This window comes from Armatimonadota bacterium (genome assembly GCA_031460175.1).
Lineage (GTDB): Bacteria > Sysuimicrobiota > Sysuimicrobiia > Sysuimicrobiales > Sysuimicrobiaceae > Sysuimicrobium > Sysuimicrobium tengchongense.
Genome location: JAVKGW010000004.1, coordinates 59,076 through 79,258, shown reverse-complemented (window position 1 = coordinate 79,258; position 20,183 = coordinate 59,076). Strand labels below are relative to the sequence as shown.

20 protein-coding genes and 1 tRNA gene are annotated in these 20,183 nt (G+C 70.3%); 12 read left to right on the top strand and 9 right to left on the bottom strand.

Annotation, left to right across the window (positions count from 1 at the left end; genetic code table 11):
* Positions 1-100 precede the first annotated feature (100 nt).
* The 11 genes from QN206_06920 to QN206_06870 all read left to right on the top strand — a co-directional run bounded on the left by QN206_06920 (position 101) and on the right by QN206_06870 (position 10,430).
* Positions 101-1,279 (top strand): HEAT repeat domain-containing protein, encoded by a 1,179-nt coding sequence (locus QN206_06920; protein ID MDR7614543.1) that lies wholly within the window; start codon positions 101-103, stop codon positions 1,277-1,279.
* The gene (gene cutA, locus QN206_06915; GenBank protein MDR7614542.1) at positions 1,280-1,597 is read left to right on the top strand and encodes a divalent-cation tolerance protein CutA; all 318 of its coding nucleotides are present in this window, start codon (positions 1,280-1,282) and stop codon (positions 1,595-1,597) included.
* 112 nt (positions 1,598-1,709) lie between these two features.
* Positions 1,710-2,402, top strand: coding sequence for a cell division ATP-binding protein FtsE (ftsE, locus tag QN206_06910; protein MDR7614541.1), 693 nt, complete (start codon positions 1,710-1,712; stop codon positions 2,400-2,402).
* 31 nt (positions 2,403-2,433) lie between these two features.
* Positions 2,434-3,336 carry a permease-like cell division protein FtsX gene (locus tag QN206_06905; GenBank protein MDR7614540.1) on the top strand — a complete coding sequence of 301 codons (903 nt, stop codon included), beginning with the start codon at positions 2,434-2,436 and terminating at the stop codon, positions 3,334-3,336.
* Positions 3,333-4,466, top strand: a complete 1,134-nt coding sequence (locus tag QN206_06900; GenBank protein ID MDR7614539.1) for a peptidoglycan DD-metalloendopeptidase family protein — start codon at positions 3,333-3,335, stop codon at positions 4,464-4,466. The genes QN206_06905 and QN206_06900 overlap by 4 nt, the downstream gene beginning before the upstream one ends.
* Positions 4,467-4,532: 66 nt before the next feature.
* Positions 4,533-5,537 (top strand): radical SAM protein, encoded by a 1,005-nt coding sequence (locus tag QN206_06895; GenBank protein MDR7614538.1) that lies wholly within the window; start codon positions 4,533-4,535, stop codon positions 5,535-5,537.
* Positions 5,538-5,603: 66 nt separating this feature from the next.
* The gene (locus QN206_06890; protein ID MDR7614537.1) at positions 5,604-6,560 is read left to right on the top strand and encodes a cation diffusion facilitator family transporter; all 957 of its coding nucleotides are present in this window, start codon (positions 5,604-5,606) and stop codon (positions 6,558-6,560) included.
* Between the two features lie 84 nt (positions 6,561-6,644).
* Complete coding sequence (locus QN206_06885; protein MDR7614536.1) at positions 6,645-7,298, top strand: metal-dependent transcriptional regulator; 654 nt, start codon at positions 6,645-6,647, stop codon at positions 7,296-7,298.
* Positions 7,295-8,188: a metal ABC transporter substrate-binding protein gene (locus QN206_06880; protein ID MDR7614535.1), complete on the top strand. Its 894-nt coding sequence runs from the start codon at positions 7,295-7,297 to the stop codon at positions 8,186-8,188. Before QN206_06885 ends, QN206_06880 begins: the two co-directional genes overlap by 4 nt.
* Positions 8,185-8,943 (top strand): metal ABC transporter ATP-binding protein, encoded by a 759-nt coding sequence (locus QN206_06875; protein ID MDR7614534.1) that lies wholly within the window; start codon positions 8,185-8,187, stop codon positions 8,941-8,943. The genes QN206_06880 and QN206_06875 overlap by 4 nt, the downstream gene beginning before the upstream one ends.
* On the top strand, positions 8,940-10,430 hold the full coding sequence (locus QN206_06870) for a metal ABC transporter permease (GenBank protein MDR7614533.1): 1,491 nt from the start codon (positions 8,940-8,942) through the stop codon (positions 10,428-10,430). The genes QN206_06875 and QN206_06870 overlap by 4 nt, the downstream gene beginning before the upstream one ends.
* 23 nt (positions 10,431-10,453) lie before the next feature.
* Here QN206_06870 and QN206_06865 read toward each other — a convergent pair whose 3' ends face one another.
* The gene (locus tag QN206_06865) at positions 10,454-11,146 is read right to left on the bottom strand and encodes a heat-stable protein (protein ID MDR7614532.1); all 693 of its coding nucleotides are present in this window, start codon (positions 11,144-11,146) and stop codon (positions 10,454-10,456) included.
* A gap of 119 nt (positions 11,147-11,265) precedes the next feature.
* Here QN206_06865 and QN206_06860 point away from each other — a divergent pair.
* Positions 11,266-11,340: transfer RNA gene (locus QN206_06860), tRNA-Thr, on the top strand.
* A 289-nt stretch (positions 11,341-11,629) separates the two neighbouring features.
* Here the strand turns inward: QN206_06860 and QN206_06855 are convergent.
* The 8 genes from QN206_06855 to QN206_06820 form a co-directional block, all read right to left on the bottom strand.
* Positions 11,630-12,403, bottom strand: coding sequence for a hypothetical protein (locus QN206_06855; GenBank protein MDR7614531.1), 774 nt, complete (start codon positions 12,401-12,403; stop codon positions 11,630-11,632).
* A 337-nt stretch (positions 12,404-12,740) separates the two neighbouring features.
* The gene (locus tag QN206_06850) at positions 12,741-13,616 is read right to left on the bottom strand and encodes an N-acetylmannosamine kinase (GenBank protein ID MDR7614530.1); all 876 of its coding nucleotides are present in this window, start codon (positions 13,614-13,616) and stop codon (positions 12,741-12,743) included.
* 3 nt (positions 13,617-13,619) lie between these two features.
* The gene (locus tag QN206_06845) at positions 13,620-15,134 is read right to left on the bottom strand and encodes a DUF4127 family protein (GenBank protein ID MDR7614529.1); all 1,515 of its coding nucleotides are present in this window, start codon (positions 15,132-15,134) and stop codon (positions 13,620-13,622) included.
* Entirely contained in the window at positions 15,131-16,501 is a 1,371-nt protein-coding gene (locus tag QN206_06840; GenBank protein ID MDR7614528.1) for an FAD-dependent oxidoreductase, read from the bottom strand. Before QN206_06840 ends, QN206_06845 begins: the two co-directional genes overlap by 4 nt.
* Positions 16,498-17,325, bottom strand: coding sequence for a carbohydrate ABC transporter permease (locus QN206_06835; GenBank protein MDR7614527.1), 828 nt, complete (start codon positions 17,323-17,325; stop codon positions 16,498-16,500). Before QN206_06835 ends, QN206_06840 begins: the two co-directional genes overlap by 4 nt.
* Positions 17,319-18,242 carry a sugar ABC transporter permease gene (locus tag QN206_06830; protein MDR7614526.1) on the bottom strand — a complete coding sequence of 308 codons (924 nt, stop codon included), beginning with the start codon at positions 18,240-18,242 and terminating at the stop codon, positions 17,319-17,321. Before QN206_06830 ends, QN206_06835 begins: the two co-directional genes overlap by 7 nt.
* A complete protein-coding gene (locus QN206_06825) occupies positions 18,229-19,470 on the bottom strand; it encodes a sugar ABC transporter substrate-binding protein (protein ID MDR7614525.1) in 1,242 nt (413 codons plus the stop codon). Before QN206_06825 ends, QN206_06830 begins: the two co-directional genes overlap by 14 nt.
* Entirely contained in the window at positions 19,463-20,176 is a 714-nt protein-coding gene (locus QN206_06820; GenBank protein MDR7614524.1) for an N-acetylmannosamine-6-phosphate 2-epimerase, read from the bottom strand. Before QN206_06820 ends, QN206_06825 begins: the two co-directional genes overlap by 8 nt.
* Positions 20,177-20,183 lie beyond the last annotated feature (7 nt).

Below are 20,183 nucleotides of genomic sequence, written 5' to 3'. Positions count from 1 at the left end.
ATATGTACCCGGGCGCGGGCCTCCTTGCAACCGAAGGGCGTTTGCCTAGCGGGAAGGACCCGTGCGAGAATGGGATCAGGCCCAAAGGAGGACGATCTCGATGGCCAACTGGGAAGCGATGGTCGGACGCGCGTTGGAGAACCTGCGGAGCCCCGATGCGGCGGTGCGCAGCGACGCGGCCCTCACCTTGGGCAAGCTGGAGGCTCCCGAAGCGCCCGCGGAACTCGTGGGACGGGCCATCGAGGCCCTCAGCCGCATCCTGGACGACCCCGACGAGTACGTGCGCAAGAGCGCGGTGCACGCCTTGGGACGCCTGCGGCACCGGGATCCCCGGGCCCTGGAGGGCATCCGGTTCGCCCTGGGAGACCGGTCCGAACAGGTGGTGCAGGAGGCCCTCAACCAGATCCTGCAGGCCCCCGATCCCGGGGCGGTCGCCGGCCTGGTCCGGGTGCTGGGCAGGCGCGAGCGGAACCTGCAGACCGCGGCCGTGGACGCCCTCAAGCGCGTCGGTCCCGCCGCGGTCCGGCCGCTTCTGGAAACCCTCCGGGACCGCGGCAGCCGGCGCCGGGTGCAGAACCTGGCCCTGCGCATCATCATGGACCTCCGCGGTCGGGCGGTGGAGCCGCTGCTCGCGGCCCTCCAGGACGAGAACGTCCACATCCGGGAGTCCGCCATCGCCCTGCTGTGCCGGCTGGGGGACGAGCGGGTGGTGGAACCCCTCGTCCGCCTGTTCCTCGCGGATGGCCGGATGCAGGAGGCGGTGGTGAACCATCTGCCCCGCCTGGAGGAGCGGGGCGTGATCGAGCCCCCCCACGGGGACCGGGAGGCGCAGCTGCCGCCGCAGGTGGCCGCCGCGTTCCGCAAGCTGGCCTCCCCCCAGACGGAGGAGAGCCTCCGGGCCGCCCTGGGACATCCGAACCCCAAGGTGCGGAAGTTCGCCATGCGGGCCCTGTTCGACGTGGCGGGAGCCCGGTCGAAAGAGGAGCTGCTGCGGCTGCTGGAGGACGAGGACCTGGACGTGCGCCGGATCGCCATCAAGCTCCTGGGGAAGCTCCACGACAAGAGCGTGATCGAGCCCCTGCTCGCCCTGCTCACGAAGGGCGCGGGCCAGCTGGAGGAGGCGATCTGGAACACCATCAAGGTCCTCACGGACCTCCGGGAGTACGAGGCGCTCCGCTCCCGGGTTGCCCGGGAGCGGGCCGGAGCACCCGCCAAACCCACGGTACGGGTGTTCAAGGGGCGGGACGTCTCCGCGGACTGGTGGCGGGAGCAGGACTAGATGCACCTCGTTTGCCTCATCACCTGCGCCACGAAGGAGGAAGCCCTGCGCATCGCCCGGACCCTGGTCCACGAGCGCCTCGCGGCCTGCGTGAACCTCCTCCATGGCCTCCACTCCATCTACTGGTGGAAGGGCGCGGTGGAGGAGGCGGAGGAGTCCCTGCTGCTGGTGAAGACCACCCGGGAGCGCCTTCCCGCCCTCGTGGACCGGGTCCGGGCCCTCCACAGCTACACGGTGCCCGAGGTGGTGGCCCTCCCCATCGAGGGGGGGAACCCCGACTACCTCGCCTGGCTGGTGGACTCCGTGGCCGCCCGCTGACGGGGCTGCGGGCGGGATCAGAGCCCAAATTCCCCAACCCCCCTACGAGAGGAATTTCGGGAATTCCCGGATAACTCAAACAGAAGGGTGCCGTACGGAGATCCGGAGAACCATGGCACGCGTCGTCCTCCAGAACGTCACGAAGGTGTATCCGAACGGCGTCGCAGCCCTCCGGGGGGTCTCCCTCTCCATCGAGCCGGGGGAGTTCGTCTTCCTGGTGGGGGCCTCTGGGGCCGGGAAGTCCACCCTCCTGCGGCTCCTGTACCGGGCGGAGGTCCCTACGGAGGGCACCGTGTGGGTGGGCGGGGTGGAGGTCAACCGGCTGCGGCCCCGGGAGGTGCCCGGCCTCCGGCGCCGGATCGGGGTGGTGTTCCAGGACTTCAAGCTGCTCCGGGACCGGACCGTGGCCGAGAATGTGGGGTTCGCCCTCCGGGTGACGGGAGTGCCTCCCGGGTGGATCCCTTCCCGGATCCGGTGGGCCCTGGAGACGGTGGGGCTACTGGACCGGGCGGATGCCTTCCCCCACGAGCTCTCGGGAGGGGAGCAGCAGCGGGTGGCCATCGCCCGGGCCATCGCCCTGCGGCCGGGACTCCTGCTCGCGGACGAGCCCACGGGGAACCTGGACCCGGAGACCTCGTGGGAAATCATGCGGCTGCTGGTGCGCATCCACCTCCACGGCACCACGGTGGTGATGGCCACCCACAACCGCCTCCTCGTGGACATCCTCCGCCGCCGGGTCGTGGAGCTCTGCGAGGGCCGGGTCGTTCGGGACGAGGCGTGGGGTGAATACCTCGGGCGTCCGTGAGCCCCCGTGGATCGGTGTCGTCGAGGAGCCCGTGTCCCCGGGGTTCCGGCAACGGGCGGCTGCGGTCCTCGCCACCGCGGGTTACGCCCTGGAGGCCGGATGGCAGGGGGTCCGGCGGCACGCGGCCATGAGCGTGGCCTCCATGACCACCCTCATGGCCGCCCTCCTCGCTCTGGGGAGCTCGTTCCTGGTGCTCCTCAATCTCCGGCTTCTGGCCGCCCACGTGGAGGGACAGCTGGTGGCGGTGGCCTACCTCCGGGAGGGGCTGAGCCCCGGAGAGGTCCGGAAGGCGGTGGAGGCTGCGGAACGCGTGGGCCATCGGGTCGTCTTCGTCACGAGGGAGGAGGCCCTGCGCCGGCTCCAGGAATCCCTGGGGGTGGATCTGCGGGACCTGGTGCGGACCAACCCGCTCCCGGACACCCTCGAGGTGTACCCATCTAGACCCGGGGATCTCCCACGGATCGTCCGGGCCCTCCGATCCGTCCCCGGGGTCGAGGAGGTGGTCCACGGCGGGGACGTGGTGGACCGGGTGCTGGCGGCATCCCGCCTGGTGCGGTGGGCAGGGGGAGGGGCTACCGCGGTATTGGGGGTGGTGGCCGTGGTGGTGATCATGAACACCCTGCGCCTCGCCATCCACGCCCGGCGGCCGGAGATCGAGATCATGCGGCTGGTGGGCGCCACGGAGGGCTTCATCCGGGCTCCCTTCCTCGTGGAGGGAATCCTCCACGGCGGGGTGGCCGCGTTGCTGGCCCTGGGGGTGTTGGGGGTGGGGTACGTCCTTGGGGTGCGGATGCTCACGGCCTCCTGGCCCATCTGGCCCGTGGTTCCCCCGAGGGATGCGATCCCCCTCCTGGCCGCGGTGCTCCTGGCAGGCGGGGTCGGGATCGCGGGAGGGGCAAGCGCGGTCAGCACCCTGAGGCTTCCGCGGACGTGAGACCGGTGCAGGGCGGGTTCCGGGGAGTTCTTGGCCTCCTCCTGGGCGTGCTTCTAGCCTCCCCGGCCCTGGGGCTTCCGGTGAGCGTGGACCGGAAGCTGCAGGAGCTCCGGGAGGCCCTCTCCCAAAAGCGGCGGGCCCTGGTGGCCACCAGGGCCCGCGAGCGCCGGGTCCTCGCGGAACTGGAGCGCATCGAGCGCACCCGGGAAGCTCTGGAGCGGGAGCGGGAGAGATTGGCGGCCCGGCTCCAAAGGGTCCGCGCGGAGGAGCGCCGCACGCAGGAGCGCTTGATCGCCGCGGAGGTCCGTCTCCGACAGAGCAGGGCGCGGCTTGCAAGGCGGCTCCGGGACATCTACCGGGCCGGCCGTGCGGGGTACGTGGATGTGCTCCTGGGAGCCCGCACCTTTCCGGAGTTCCTCAACCGCTTCCGGTTCCTGAGCCGCATCGTGCGGGCGGATACAGCACTCCTCGACCGGACACGCCGGGAGTACGGGGCGTGGCGGGAGCTCCGGGCAGAGCTCGGGGCACGGCGACGGGAGATGGAGGCCCTCGCGCAGGCCCTGGCGGCCCGGGACCGAGCCCTCCGGGAGCACGAGCGGGACAAGCGCATGCTCCTCGATCGCATCTCCAGGGAGCGTGCCCTGTACGAGCGGGCGGTGGAGGAGCTGGAGGAGGACTCCCGACGCCTGGAGGCCCTGATCCGCCGGTTGCAGGGGAGTGCTGCGCCCACGCGGATCAGCCTACGCATCCGGGCCGGGCTCGTCTGGCCGGCCCGGGGTCCGGTGGTCTCCGGTTTCGGGGTCCGCCTGCATCCCCTCTTCCGGATCCGCAGGATGCATACGGGCGTGGACATCGCGGCTCCCTGGGGGAGCCCGGTCCGCGCCGCATCCCCGGGTACGGTGATCTACACAGGGTGGTTCGGGGGGTATGGGAAGATCGTGCTCGTGGACCACGGGGGAGGGGTGAGCACCCTCTACGGGCATCTCTCCGCCATCCTGGTCTCCCCGGGCCAGCGGGTCCCCGCCGGCGCCCTGCTGGGACGGGTGGGCAGTACGGGCTACACCACCGGTCCGCACCTCCACTTCGAGGTCCGGTTCAGGGGGCGCCCCGTGGATCCCCTGAGGCCCTGAACCTATCGAGCCGTCTTGCCCCGGGGGTTCAGATCCGCGGAGAATGCGAGGGGAGGGGTTGACGTGCTGCTCGCACAGCGTGGGATTCCCCGGGAGGTCCACGGAGACGGCCGGTTCGTGCGCCGGGAGTTCACCCCCGCCTACCTGCGGACCTACGAGGAAGGGCGGTTGCGGGAGAAGGTGGAGGAGGCCCTGGAGGCCCTGCGCGACTGCACGCTCTGCCCCCGGAACTGCCACACGAACCGCCTGGAGAACCGGTTCGCGGTGTGCCGGGTGGGCCGATACGCCCGGGTCTCCGCCTTCTTCCCCCACTTCGGGGAGGAGGACGTGCTGCGGGGCTGGCGGGGAAGCGGGACCATCTTTTTCTCGTGGTGCAACCTGAGATGCGTCTTCTGTCAGAACTTCGAGACCAGCCAGATCGGGGAAGGGGTGGATGTGACGCCTCAGGAACTGGCGGCCATGATGCTGCGGCTGCAGGAGCTGGGCTGCCACAACATCAACCTCGTGACCCCCGAGCACGTGGTGCCGCAGATCCTCGAGGCCCTTCCGTACGCCATCGAGAAGGGGTTGCGACTCCCCATCGTATACAACACCAGCGCCTACGACAGTCTCCACTCCATCCGGCTCATGGACGGGGTGGTGGACATCTACATGCCCGATTTCAAGCTGTGGGACCGGGAGCGGGCCCGGCGCTACCTCCTTGCTCCCGACTACCCGGAGGTGGCCCGGCAGGTGATCGCCGCCATGCACGCCCAGGTGGGGGACCTCACGGTGGACGAGGACGGGATCGCCCTGCGGGGTCTGCTGGTGCGGCACCTGGTGATGCCGGGCATGCTGGAGGACACCCGGGAAATCCTGCGCTGGCTGGGGCGGCTGTCTCGGGACACCTACGTGAACGTCATGGACCAGTACCATCCTGCGTGGAAGGCGAAGACGGACCCGAAGTACCGGGACATCAACCGCCGCATCTTCCCGGAGGAGCTGGAGCAGGCCTACCGCTACGCCCGGGAGGCCGGGCTGTGGCGGCTGGACCGCCGCTGGCGCCGAATTGCGGGGCTGGTGTGGCTGTAGCACGGGCTTTTTCCCCTGGCGCCCGGAGGAGTCCGGACCGCACGCGCCCCCTGGCATAGGACGATGTTGCCTCCTCCATCCAGCCCGGGCCACCGGGCGACGCCGCTGCGGGCCGCCCTCGTTTCCGTGAGCGTGAGCGTGGGGATCCTGGGGCTGAAGGCCGCCGCCTACCTCCTCACGGGGTCCGTGGCCTTTCTCTCGGATGCCGCGGAGTCCGTGGTGAACGTGGTGGCGGCGAACATCGCCCTGGTGGCTTTGGCCGTGGCCGCAAGGCCTCCGGACGCGGGGCACCCGTACGGCCACGGGAAGGCGGAGTACATCAGCGGGGCCACGGAAGGGGCCCTCGTGGCCGTGACCGGGGCATGGGTGGTGATCACCGCCTTCAGACGCCTCCTGCGTCCCGTGCCCCTCCAGGCCCTGGACTGGGGGCTCAGCCTGGTGGCCATCGCGACCCTCGCGAACTACCTGACCGCCCGGTTCCTCCTGCGCGTCTCCCGCGAGGTGGAGTCCCTGGCCCTGGAGGCGGATGCCCGGCACCTGCTGGCGGACGTCCTGACCTCCCTCGCGGCCCTGGGAGGCGTGGGCTTGGTCTGGCTCACGGGCGTGGTGTGGCTGGATCCTGTGGTGGGCGGGACCGTGGGCCTGAACATCGTGGCAATGGGCGTGCGGGTGTACCGGGAAGCCCTCGGCGGCCTCATGGACCGGTCGCTTCCGGAGCCGGAGGAGGCCAGGATCCGGGCCATCCTCGAGGCACACCGGGACGAGATCCTCGACTACCACGCCCTGCGGACCCGCAGAGTAGGGCCCCAACGCTTCCTCGACCTCCACCTCGTCCTCCACCGAACCCTCTCCGTGGGGGAAGCCCACGCCCTCTGCGATCACCTGGAGGAGGACATCCGGGAGGAACTGCCCGGTACGGACATCACCATCCACGTGGAGCCGTGCGGCCCCACCTGCCCCCGCTGCACGCCCGTCCCCTCGCGGGGCGACCCCGGGCCCGGGGAGGACTCCGGTTCCCCGTAGTCCTGGCTGTCCTTGGGGGGTGGGTGACGTGTGCTATAATTTTAGCCTGGGCGAATTTAGCATAAGCTAAATTCCGGAGGATCCATGGCCACCACCGCCGCCGTCCAGGACTACCTGAAGGCCATCTACAAGCTGGGGCAGAGCGGGTGGGTGAGCACCAACGCCATCGCCCGGCGCATGAAGGTGGCCCCGGCATCCGTCACCAAGATGCTCAAGCGCCTGAGCGCCCGGGGCCTCGTCACCCACACCCCGTATCGCGGGGTCCGGCTCACCCCGAAGGGGGAACGGGCAGCCCTGGAGGTGATCCGGCACCATCGGCTCGTGGAGCGATACCTGGCGGACCGTCTGGGCCTCCCCGTGGAGGCGGTGCACGGGGAGGCGGAGCGGCTGGAGCACGTGCTCTCCGAGCTCCTGGAGGAGCACATCGCGGCCTCCCTGGGCGACCCCGCGGTGGATCCGCACGGGGATCCCATCCCCAGTCGCGAGGGGGAGCTGCGGGAACGACGCTTCCCCCGCCTCAGCGAGATCCTCGAGGGCCCCGTGTGCGTGGTCCGGGTACGGGACAGCGACGCCCGCACCTTGCGGAAGCTCTCGGGTCTGGGCTTGCTTCCCGGCAGGCGGGCCCGGGTTCTGGGACGGCGCCCGGATGGTCGGGTGGAGGTTCAGCTCCCCTCTGGGTCCGTGGTGCGGCTCGGGCAGCGGGTGGCGGAGAGCGTCTTCGTGGAGGCTGTGCCGTGAGGCGGTTCCTTCCCCTCCTCGCCATCCTCCTGGCCGCCTGCGCGGCGCCCGCGGCGGATCCGGCATCGGGCAGACCCCGCGTGGTCGCCACCATCAACATCCTCGCGGACCTCACGCGGCAGGTGGCCGGAGACCGCCTGGAGGTCAGCAGCCTTCTCCCCGTGGGCGCCGACCCCCACACCTACGAGCCCGTTCCCCGGGACGTGCAGCGGATCGCGGAGGCGCAGGTGGTGGTCTACAACGGCCTCAAGCTGGAGAAGTGGCTGGAGAAGCTGCTGGAGAACGCGGGCGGAAGGTTCGTCCTGGTGGAGGCCACCCGGGGCCTGCAGCCCGCCGTCCAGGAGACCGGCCCGTACCGGGGCGATCCCGACCCGCACCTCTGGATGGATCCCGTGTTCGCACAGGTGTACGTCCGGAACATCCGGGATGCCCTGGTGGCCTTTGATCCCGCGGGCCGTGCGGAGTACGAGGCAAACGCCCGTCGGTATCTCCAGGAGCTGGAACGCCTGCACCGCTGGATCCGGGAGCAGATCCAGCAGATCCCGCCCGCGCGCCGGAAACTCGTGACCACCCACGACGCCTTCCGGTACTTCGGGCATCGCTACGGTTTCCAGGTGGTGGGGACCATCTGGGGGATCAGCACGGAGGATGAGCCCTCGGCCCAGGAGATCGCGCGCCTCGTAGACCGCATCCGGCGGGAGCGGGTTCCCGCGGTCTTCGTGGAGACCACCATCAACCCCAAGCTCATGGAGCGGGTGGCCCGGGAGGCCGGGGTGCGCATCGGCGGCAAGCTCTACGGGGACTCCTTGGGACCTGCGGGGAGGGGGGCGGACACCTACATCGGGATGATGCGCCACAACGTGAAGACGATCGTGGAGGCGCTGCGATGAGCAGACCGGCCATCGAGGTTCGCAACCTTACGGTCTCCTACCGGGAGCAACCCGCCGTCCGCCACGTGTCGTTCCAGATCGAGCCGGGTCTCCTCGTGGGCCTCGTGGGCCCCAACGGAGCCGGGAAGTCCACGCTCCTCAAGGCCCTGGTGGGGCTGGTCGTGCCGGACACGGGGGCGGTGCGGATCTTCGGCCAACCCATCTCGCAGACCCGACGCCTCGTGGCGTACGTGCCCCAGCGCAGTGAGGTGGACTGGGACTACCCCATCGTGGTGGAGGAGGTGGTCCTCATGGGGCGGTTCGTCCACCTGGGCTTGGTCCGCCGGCCCGGACCGGAGGACCGGAGGATCGCCCGGGAGGCCCTGCGCCAGGTGGGGATGGAGGGATTCGCGGATCGCCAGATCGGGCAGCTCTCGGGCGGCCAGCAGCAACGGGTCTTCCTCGCCCGTGCCCTGGCCCAGGAGGCCCGGGTGCTGCTTTTGGACGAACCCTTCGTGGGAGTGGACGCGGCCACGGAGGAAACCATCTATGTCCTGCTGCGCCGACTGCAGCAGGAGGGACGAACGGTGGTGGTGGCCACCCACGACCTCAGCCGGGCGCAGACCGCCTTCGATCGCCTCCTGCTCCTCAACCAGGTGCTGGTGGCCTACGGGCCGCCCGAGCGGGTCTTCACTCCCGAGCTCCTGCAACGCACCTACGGCGGCCGTCTCACCCTGCTGGAGGCCGCACATCAGAGAGGGGGGGAGGCGCCATGATCCTTCACGAGATCTTCGTGGCCCCCATGCAGTACGCGTTCATGCAGCGAGCCCTCCTGGCCGCGGTGATGGTGGGCGGGATCTGCGCGGTTTTGAGCTGCTTTCTGCTGGTGAAGCGGTGGGCCCTGCTGGGGGATGCCGTCTCCCACGCGGTGCTGCCTGGCGTGGCCTTCGCATACCTCCTGAACCTTCCCTTCTTCCTGGGAGCGGTGATCACGGGCATGGCGACGGCGCTCGGGATCTCCGCGGTGGAGCGGCACACCCGCATCAAGGAAGACTCCGCCATGGGGATCCTGTTTACCGGAGCCTTCGCCCTGGGCTTTGTGCTCATCAGCCGCATCCGCAGCCGCGCCATTGACCTTTTCCACATCCTGTTCGGAAACGTGCTCGGCGTCTCGGATGTCGACCTCCTGCTCACCGCGGCAACCGGTGTCCTGGTGCTCGGGGTGGTGGCGCTCTTCTACAAGGAGCTCGTACTGTGGACGTTCGATCCCACCGCGGCGAGCGCCATGGGGGTCCCGGTGGCAGCCCTCCACTACACCCTCATGCTTCTGCTGTCCGTCACCATCGTGGCGTCCCTGCAGGCGGTGGGGATCGTGCTGGTGGTGGCCATGCTGATCACACCGGGGGCGACCGCCTACCTCCTGGCGGACCGCATGTCCCGCATGATCCCCCTGGCGGTCGGGGTGGGGGTGGTCTCCGGCCTGAGCGGCCTGTACCTCTCCTACCACCTGAACGTGGCTTCCGGCCCCACCATGGTGCTCGTGGCCACCGTCCTCTTCCTCCTGGCCGTGCTCCTGGGGCCGCGGGAGGGGGTCCTGTGGGACGCGGTGCGGCGACGTCAGGCCGCCCGGCGGGTGGCGCGGGAGGACCTGTTGAAGCAGGCCTACCTCGCGGACCGCGGGGGAGGAGCCTCCGTGGACCTCCTGGCCCGGCGACTCGGCCTTGCGCCCTCCGCGGTGCTCGCCCTTGCCCGGCGGGCGGCGCAGGAGGGGCTGGTGGAACTGCGGGACGGTGGGGTCCGGCTCACCTCCCGGGGCCGGGAGCAGGCGGTGGCCCTGGTGCGCTCCCACCGCCTGTGGGAGCGGTACCTGGTGGACCGCGGGGGCGTGCCGTGGACCGACGTGCACGCGGAGGCGGAGCGCCTGGAGCACCTAGCTCCCCGGGAGCTCGCGGCAGAGCTGGACGAGGCCCTGGGTCGTCCGGTTCGAGATCCCCACGGTGCCCGCATTCCGAGAGATGTCCGGGAACCCTTCGAACCGGTCCGGCGGCTGATGGAACGGCAGGAGGGGGAGGTGGTGGACGTCCTCGAGGTGGAGGACGAGGATCCGGAGGTTCTGCGTCGTCTATCCGAGAAGGGGGTCCTTCCGGGAATCCGCCTCGAGGTGCTGGAGGTACGCGAGGGGGGCATCCGGGTGCGCATCGACGACCGGGAGGAGCACCTGGAACCCGATCTGGCGTGGGCGGTCCTCACCGCCGTGGACTGAGCGGGAGAGGAACCCGTGTAGGGCTACGACAGGGAGAAACGCTCCACGCGACGCTCCCGGAAGTCAAACAGAGCCGCCGATCCCTGGATGAGGAATCCTGGACTCACCACGAGGGAGGCGCCCAGGGTCTCCGTGCGCAACTCCGGGGTGCGCACCACCACGAGCTGCGGGTTATAGGTCTTCACGAGCTGGGCGAGCTCCTGGCTTCCCGCTTCCCCCAAACCTCGGTGCGCGGGCGGGGTGGTGAACAGGAAAACCTTGAGGGAGTCCTTCAGCTCCTGCAGCACCTTCAAGCGGTACTCCACCTCCCACGCCTCGTAGCGCAGGCGGGTGACTTCCTCCCGGGTGCGGGTCGCCTCGTCTATGATCTCCCCGCCCATCCCTGCGAACACCACGTGTCCGGGGCCGATGGAGAAGGTGCCGTGCACACTGTGCATGAACGGGTAGACGAGCTCGACGTTGTAGGCTTCCCGCAGGTAGTCCACGATGGGCGCGTCGTCCGGCCCCGGGACGTGATAGGTGGGCAGGTTGGCGGATCCCAGGATCTTGAAGAGGGATGCAAGGGTCTCCGCGGTGGGGTTCGGACCGGTGAGGTCCCCGACCATCGCGATGGCGTCCACCCCTCCCTCAGTGGCTGCCTTCACGAGTCTGTGGACCGCGTCCGCATCTCCCCGGGGTTCCGCGGCGAGTACCAGATGCCGAAGGGTCTTCCACATGGGATGCTCCTCCTCCCCTGCATCTTCCCCCACACCATACCCGTGGAGGACGCGGCCTGTAAAGCGCACGTATTCCTGGAATCCAGGTCCCTTGTACTCGTGCTACACTTCGGAACGGGGCCGGCGTAGCTCAAGGGAAGAGCCGCGGATTTGTAATCCGCAGGTTGCGGGTTCGAATCCCGCCGCCGGCTCCATTCCGGCCTGAGAAGCCTGCGCCCGCAAATCCCTCCAGGATCTCTGTCGGATCAGATCCGCCATCGCGAGGATCTACGCGCAGCCGGGCCCGGCTGCGGGAAGCGCTACGGGCCGGGATGCGGGCGCTTGAGCTGGAATGGCCCGACCGCATCGGCCCTGCGCTGAGCCTCCCGGTTCGCGCATCCGACACCTGGAGCGCCTGACAAAACCGCTCAGAGCCAGCCAACATCCCTGGTACTGGGCGGGTCCCCCAAAGGGGACCCCAGGCTCCGCGTTTGTGGGGCGCTCTTAAACCGGGGGGTCGGCCCGACCGTCCAGGACGCGCCACACCTGCATGGCCTCTGCCAGCGTCTCCGGATCGTCGGAGAGGACTTCTCCGGCGACCGCGCTCAAGACCGGCCTTCCCACGGCCCGCTGCAGGACCTCGGCCCTGCGCCGGGCACGTCGGACGTCATGGGCGGTCACCGTACCGGAGACCTCCGCCAGGAGGTACACCTCCTCGCCGTCTCGAAGCCCCACCGCCACCACGTCCGCTTCCAGCACGTCCGCCCGCTCCTCCGGGCTGATGTGGCCGGCGTCCAGCGCATCGTCCAGGAGCAGTCCCAGCTGCTGGTGATCCACCACCCGGATGCGACGGAGGATCCGCTGGAAGTAGCTCGCAGCCCTCTCCCGGTAGCGGCGCTCCAGAGTCTCGCCCTTGAGCGCCCCGACCTCCCGAACAAGGGTTCGCACGGTCTCCTCCGTGCGTCGCTGGGCTTCCGCGAGCTGAGCCACCACCTGCTCCAGGCGCTCCAGTCGCTCCTCCGTGCGCCGCTGGGCTTCCGCGAGCTGAGCCACCGCCTGCTCCAGACGCTCCAGCCGCTCCTCCGTGCGTCGCTGGGCGTCCGCGAGCCGCCGCAACTCCTCTTCGGTGCGCCGCTGGGCTTCCACCAGGTCCCGGACCAGGACGGGGAGCTGCAGGAACTCCTCGCCCAGCAGAGCCGCCCTCAGGGCACTCTTCCAGTGGGGCTGTTGTTCCAGCAGCCGGAGGAGATCCTGGAAGTCCTCCACGGTGAACGGCATCGCAGGACGATTGTACCGCTACCAGTCGCGGCGAGGTATCGCGGAGCTGGACGAGGTCATGGAGGGGTTCTGGAGCCGGCCTAAGGAGACCACGATGCCGAGAAGCAGACTCCCTTCAGGGTGCTTCGCCTTTTCAGTCCTCGAACACGGGCCCGGGCTCCAGCTCGAACCCGGGGAGTTCCGGGTCCAGGCCCACCCGCTCGGGGGCGTGGTGGACTTCCGCCTCACGGCCCAGACGGTAGGCCTGCACGGTCCGGGTATGTGGGGCAGGTCGATTCGGACCGCCATCCGTAGCCCTCCTCCTGACCGCGTTGTAACGAGTTAGGGGATTGCGGCCTCAAAGTCCTACCCGGTCCGCCACCCCCAGCAGGCCCGCGTCCGGTCCCAGGGCGGAGGGGAGCAAGCGGGGGCGGAAGGGACCGGGAAGGCGGGAGAGGGCGGCCTCCAGGCGCCCCCGGTAATAGGGGTTGAGACCCACGCCTCCTCCCAGCACCACGGCCTGGGGGTCCACGAGGGCCTGGAGATCTCCCAGGGCCTGCGCGAGGGCTTCGGCCGCACGGTCCACGAGCGCGCAAGCTTCCGGATTCCCGTGCTGAGCCCGCTCCAACACCGTCCGGGCGTCGAGGGGGACTCCGAACCGCCGGCGGGCGGCCTCCGCGAGGGCCATCCCGGAGGCCACGGTCTCCAGGCACCCCCTCCGGCCGCACCCGCACGCTTCCCCCTCCGGCTCGCAGACCGTGTGCCCCAGGTGGCCCGCGAGCCCCGCGGTACCCAAGAGGAGCCGGCCTCCGAGCACCAGCCCCGCGCCGATCCCCGTGGAGACGGTGACGAAGGCCAGGGATTCAAGACCCCGGCCCGCGCCGTATCGGTACTCCCCCCAGGCCGCGGCCTGGGCGTCGTTCAAAACCTCCACCGGTAGCCCCGTGGTTGCCCGGAACACCGCCCTCAGGTCCAACCCTTCCCAGTCGGGCAGGACGCGGGGGTTCGCGTGGACCACCCGACCCCGGTGGACGACCCCTCCGCTCGCCACCCCGAGCCCCACGGCCCCCCGCCTCCAGTCCTCGAGGAGGCTCAGGGCGGTGCGGATCACCGCTTGGGGCCCTTCCCGAGCGGGGGTGGGGACCTCCCGCCGCTCCAGCACAACCCCTTCCACCACCCGGGCCGCGGCGATCTTGGTGCCGCCGATGTCCAGGGCCAGGATCACCGAGCTCACGGCTCACCCTCCGGGCACGATCCGCAGCCGGACCCGGACGCCGTGCAGCCGAGGCCAACTGAGCTCCGGCGGCTCCAGGCGGAGGGCGACAGAAGGAAGCCTCGGGGCGAAGTGCTCCCGCCACAGGGCCTCGATGCGGGGAACGAGGCGTCCACGCACTTCCTCCTGGGCACGGGGCCAGAGGGGCCCGAGGTCGTAAGGGTCGGGGTGTTCCAGGGCCCGGTCCGCCTCCTGCCGCACCCGGGCCTGATAGAGCCAGTCCTCCGCGAGCCGCACGAGGAGCGCCTCCAGTCGGGGCAGGGGATTCGTCCCGAGCAGGGTCGCCACCCCGAGTCCAAGGCCACTTCCGAGGGTGTTTCCCGCGGTGTTCCACCCCGCGTAGGCCGCAAGCCGGGTGGGGTCCACCCGGTCCAACAGGAGGCGCACGAACCGGTCGTCCGCGCCGTTCGCGTAGGCCACGTCCAGGACCGCCACCGGTAAGCCGGCGCGCACGGCTTCCCCGATGCGGTCCACAAAGGCTCCCAGGTCCCGCTCCGGGGTGTCCACCCACCCGGGATCTGGCTGATGCGCGGCCTCGCCCTGGGCCCGGCCCGGCGCGTTCAGGGCCACCACGAGATCCGCTTCCTCCCCCGGCCCGGCCTCCCGGAGGCCCGCGGCCTCCAGGTGACCGCGCAGCAATCTTCCCAGGGGTTCGTCCTCGTACCGGGTGGGAATCCGCTCAAGGTCTGCCACGGGGGAGATCACCCGGACCCGCGGCCTGCGGGCGACTTCATCCAGCAGCAACCGGGCAAGGAGGGTGCACGGAACCTCGTCTGCGCCCGGGTAGATCCGCACGCGGTCCTGGAGGCCGAGGGCTCGGACGCGCTCGGAGAGGAACCGGCGGTCCATCACGGAAAGGCCCTCGGGCGCGGTGTCGTCCAGGGTGAGGTGCAGCCGCTTGAGAACCCCCCGCCGCACGAGCTCCAGGGCCTCCAGGTGGATCCTTCGGCCGCGCTCCCGTAGAACCAGGAAGTCCGCGAGGACTTCCGGAGGGAGGGCGTGTCTCACCTCCTCTAGCCGCTGTGCCGCCCCGGGGTCTCCTCGCGCGGCCCGGTCCGCCCACAGGCTGTACGACCGCAGCTGCGGGCCGAATCGCGCGTAGTACGGCCTCTCCTCGAAGGGATCGTCCCCCGTGGCCACCCGGGGGATGGTGGCGTGCGCGTAGATGCGCACGCCCCGGGCCCGCAGCGTCTCGAGCACTTCCAGCCTCCGCACCGCCTCCTCCACAGGCGTCTCCACCCGCCGGGAGGGGATGAGGCCGCCCAGGGTGAGGGTTTCAAGGCTCACCACGGCTGCCGTGGCCTCCTGGGCCCCCTCCATTAGCCATCCGTGCAGGGCCTCGAGATCTCCGGGTTCGTTGAGTCGGGGAAGGCAGGGAGCAGGCGGCGTGCGAACATCCAGCCCCGCGATCCGCGCCAGCTGCAGGGGAAGGTCCAGGGGATGAGGCCGGGTATCGGGCGGGACGAACAGCACGGTCACAGGTACGCCCCCTGCTGCCGCAAAAGCTCCCGGAGCGCCCGGCCGTCCACCTCCCGCACGCCCACGCCCCGCAGGGCCGCGAGAGCCGCGGCCACGCCCGCAGCCTGGCCCATGGCATGGGCGTTCTGCTGGATGCGGATGGAAGCCTGGGCCTCGAAGGTGGCGGAGATGCACCGCCCCGCCACCAGCACGTTCTCCAGCCCCCGCGGGATCAGACACCGATACGGGATCTCATGGTAGGCCTCGGGCCGGAAGTACGGAGCTTCCCCCCGGTCCTCGTACCGGAGCCGCTCGCCCCGCACCGGGTGGATGTCCACGGGGTAATGGTTGCGGCAGATGGCATCCGGGAAGGTACGGCACTGGAGGATGTCCTCCAGGGTGAGCACGTAGTCGCCCACGATCCTCCGGGTCTCCCGCACGCCCACCATGGGCGCCACCATCACCACGTAAGCGTGCTCGCAGCCGGGGAGGTAACGACGGCAAAACGCCACGAGCCGCTCGATGGCCCGGCGCCCGTCCACCTGGGCCGCCGAGAGCTGCCAGGGGTCCGTGCCGTCGTGGAGGTCGGATCGGATGCGGGGGCAGTTGAAGGAGAGTTCCCCGGGCCGGCCGGGCACGCTGAAGGCCTGGAAGTAATCGCCGTCCCGCTCGAGCAGCACCCCCTCCTCCACGGCCCGCCGGAAGAGGGGTTCCAGCGGCGAGCCCCGGCCCCACACCATCCACAGGTGCAGGAACCGCGGGCCCAGCTGCGGCATGCCGATCCCCACAAGGAAGTCGTGGAGGCGGGATAGATCCACGTGGCCCAGGTGGAACCGGAGGGTCATCGCCTGGTGGACCCCGGCCTCATCCCCGCCTGCGTACGGCGCGCCCGCCCGCGCCGCCAGGTCCGCGTCCCCGGTGGCATCCACGAACACCCGGGCCCGCAGTCGCCATAGCCCCCCCTTGTTGTGCACCAGGATCCCGTGCACCCATCCCCCTTCCACCTCCGGGTGCACGAAGTGGGTGTGGTAGAGCACCTCCCCGCCGGCCTCGAGCAGCATCTCCTCCAGCACGAACTTCATCCCCTCGGGGTTGAACCAGTTGTCGTTGCCGTCGGGGCTGATCCCGGCATCTCCGCGGGCTCGTAGCCGGGCCTTGAGCTCCTCCGTGAGCCCCCGGTTGAGGTTCGCCCCGCCCGCGGTGTTGCGCATCATGGGGGTGACGAGGGCCCCCGTGGCGGTCCCGCCCAGAAACCCGAAGGCCTCCACCACCAGGGTGCGGGCCTTCATGCGGGCGGCCGCGATTCCCGCCATGGCCCCCGCGGTGCCCCCGCCCACCACGATCACGTCCCAGGTCCGGTCCACCTCCACGATCGGCGGTGTCGTCATCGAACCGCCCCCTCCAGTCCCCGCATGAAGGATCGCTGGGCAAACACGAACATCGCCAGGATCGGCAGCATGGCCAGCACTGTGCCCGCAGCGATGAGACGGGTGTTGTGGGCGAACAGCCCCTGCAGGTACAGCAGCCCCACCGCGAGCGGGTACCGGTCCGGGTCCCGGAGGACCACGAGGGGCCAGATGAAGGCGTTCCAGTAGGCCACGGAGGAGAGGATCCCCAGAGCCGCGAGGGCGGGGCGGCTGAGGGGAAGTACGACCCGCGCCCAGATCCGGAGCTCCGAAGCCCCATCCACCCGGGCCGCATCCAGTAGCTCCTGGGGGATGGCGAGGTAGGCTTGGCGCAGCAGGAAAATGCCCACCACGGAGGCCAGGGAGGGCAGGACCACGCCCGTGTAGGTGTTCACAAGCCCCAGCCTTCCGAGGGTGAGGAAGTTCACCACGAACCCGGCCTCGTTCGGCAGGAGCAGCGTGCCCAGCAGGGCGGCGAGGATCGCGTCCCGGCCCGGAAAGTCCATCCGGGCCAGCGGGTAGGCGGCGAGGCTGCACACGAGAAGCGTCCCCAGCACGCCGTAGACGGTGAGGAGCACGGAGTTTAGGAAGTAGCGGCCCACCGGGAGGGCCTGGACCACTTCCACGAAGTTCGCAAGCCCCGGGCGTTCCGGAATCAGGCGGGGCGGGAACGTAAAGACGCCTCCCGCGGTGCTCAGGGCCGTGCTGAGGGTCCACAGGAATGGGAAGAGGGTGAGCAGGGCGATCCCGCAGAGCAGCCCGTACAGGAGCGCGTGACCCAGGGCGACCCGGAGTTTCCTCACCACGGCCGCAGCCCCCCTTCCCGGAAGAGGCGGACGTATAGCAGCGAGAGCCCGAGGCCCAGGGCGGCCACGAACAGCCCCGCGGCGGCCGCGAGCCCGAACCGGAACTCCTGGAAAGCCTTCTGGTAGACGTACAGGAGGGCCGTGGTGGTCTGCCCGAACGGCCCTCCTCCCGTCATCACGTACACCTCCTCGAAGACCTTCACCGCGGCCAGGGTGGAGAGGAGGGTGCACAGGAGCAGGGTGGGCCGCAGCAGGGGGAGGGTGACGAGGAGGAACGCCTGAACCCGACCCGCGCCGTCCACCCGGGCGGCCTCCAGGAGCTCCTGCGGGACCGCCTGCAGGCCCGCCAGGTACAGCACCATGTAGTACCCGATCCCCTTCCAGAAGGTGACGAGCATTACCGCGTAGAGGGCGAGGGTGGGGTGGTTGAGCCAGTCGAAGGGCCGCGCCAGCAGGCCCAGGCGGAGCCCCACCCAGTTCACCACCCCGTGCTGGGCGTACATCCAGTTCCACATCAACCCCGCCACCGCGAAGGAGGTGATCACGGGGACGTAGTAGGCGGCCCGGAACAGGGTGATCCCCGGGAGCCGGCGGTTCACCAGGAGCGCCAGCGCCAGGGCTGCGACCTGGATGGCGGGCACCACCAGGAGGTAGCGGAGGGAGTTCCGGAGGGCCACCCAGAAGGCGGGATCCCGCGCGAGGGTCCGGAAGTTCTCCGCTCCCACCCACCGGGGCGGGGCAAGGACGTTGTAGTCCGCGAAGGCAAGGAGGGTGCCGAAGGCGAGGGGTGCGAAGGTGAAGGCCCCGAGCAGCACCAGGGCCGGGGCCAGGAAGAGGTAGGCCGTGAGGGTGGTGCGCAGCCGCGGCCCCGCGAGGGAGCGGGCCGGGGCGAGGGAGAGGGCTCTAGAGCCGCGCATTCCAAAAGCGCACCGCGTCGTCCAGGGCCTGCTTGGGTGTCTTGCGGCCGAAGAAGGCGGCCTCCACGTTGTCCCGGAAGGCCTTCATGAGCTCCCCCTGGTGCGGCACCACCACGGTGAGGTCCCGGGCATAGGGGAGCTGGCGGGCGTCGAGGACGCGCGCGTGGTCCTCCGGGGTGGGCTTCGGCGGAAGCCGGGTGAAGAAGGGATCCCGGGCCGCGGCCTTGGTGGTGGGGAAGATGGTGACGATCCGGCAGAAGGCCAGCTGGTTGCGGTCCTCCGTCACGTACAGGGCGAACCGCACCGCCTCCCGCGGGTGCCGGGTGGTCCTGGGAACCGCGAGGCCCATGAGGGGTGCGTGGATCACCCGGCCCCGGTCGAGGGGATAGGGCCCCACCCGCGTCTGGTCGTAGACCGCGCGGTTGTCGTGCCGCACCCGGAGCAGGAACTGCGGGCCCGTGATGAGCATGCCGAGCTGTCCCGCGGTGTAGCGCTCCGTGGCCCCCAGATACCCCCGGCGCAGGGTCTCCTCGGGGAAGTAGTCCTGCCGGAAGAGCCGCACCCACCGCTCGAGCTCCCGCACGTGACGGTCGGAGTGAAAAACCGCCCGTCCTCCCGCCAGGATGGGAAGCCCCGCTTCCTGGAACCGCTGCAGGAGGTTCGTGCCGTCCACGTTGGGCATAAACCCGTACAGGCCCGTGCGGTCCTTGATCCGCTTCGCGTACGCGACCAGCTCCTCCGCGGTGCGGGGCGGGCGATCCGGGTCCAGCCCGGCCCGCCGCCAGATCCCCACGTGGTAGGCCACCACGGGGGGCGCCACGTACCAGGGGAGGCCGTAGAGCTTCCCCGCGATCTCGAAGGACCGGAGCATCCCCTCGAAGTACCGGTCGCGGTCCTCGGGCCGCAACAGATCCCCGAGCGGAAAGAGCCCCCCCTGCTGGGCCAGCTCCGCGGTCATGGGGACGTTGAGGTTTACCACGTCCGGGGGGGTTCCCGCCGCGAGGCTTCCCAGGAGCTTCTGCACCACGGCGCCCACGGGCTGATCCACCCACCGCACCCGCACGCCGGGGTTCTGCCGCTCGTAGGTGCGGGCGAGCTCCGTGATGTAGTCCGTGAAGAAAGGCCGCAGGGAGATGGTCCAGAACTCCAGGCGGATCTCCGGCGCTCCCGCCTGGACCGACGCGGTCAGCAGGAGGGACGCGATGGCGATGCCCAGGGTCCTACGCATGCTCTCCTCCCTTCATGGCCGTCACAAACCGCCGCGTGATGAGCTGAGGGCGGGTGATGGCGCTTCCGACCACCACCGCAAATGCGCCCAGCTCCAAACACCGCCGCGCCTGATGCGGCTCCCAGATCCGACCCTCCGCCACCACGGGGACCCCGAACCGCTCCGTCACCGTCTCCACCAAGCGCTTGAGCAGTGCGAAATCCGGAGCATAGGGATCACGGGGTCCGGGGGCCTCCGTGTACCCCGCCAGGGTGGTGGCCACCACGTCGAATCCCATCCGGGCCGCCTCCACTCCCTCCTCCACGTTGCTCACGTCCGCCCAGAGGGGAATCCCCCAGCGCCCGCGGATCTCCCGCACGAGCTGTGGAAGCGGGACCCCTCCGGGTCGGGGCCGGCCGGTGGCGTCCAGGGCGAGGATGTGGGCGCCCGCCCCGATGGCCTCCTCCGCTTCCCGGAGGGTCGGGGTGATGGTGACGGGGGAGTCCGGATAGGTGCGCTTGATAAGCCCGATCACCGGGAGCGGCACCGTCCTCCGGATGGCCCGGATGTCCTCCCTGGAGTTCGCCCGGATTCCGACCGCACCTCCCTCGTACGCCGCCACCGCCATCCGGGCCATGAGGTCAGGGCCGAAAAGCGGCTCTCCGGGAAGGGCTTGGCAGGAGACCACGAGTCCTCCCCGCAGGCGCCCGATGAGCGCGTACCCCATGGCAAGA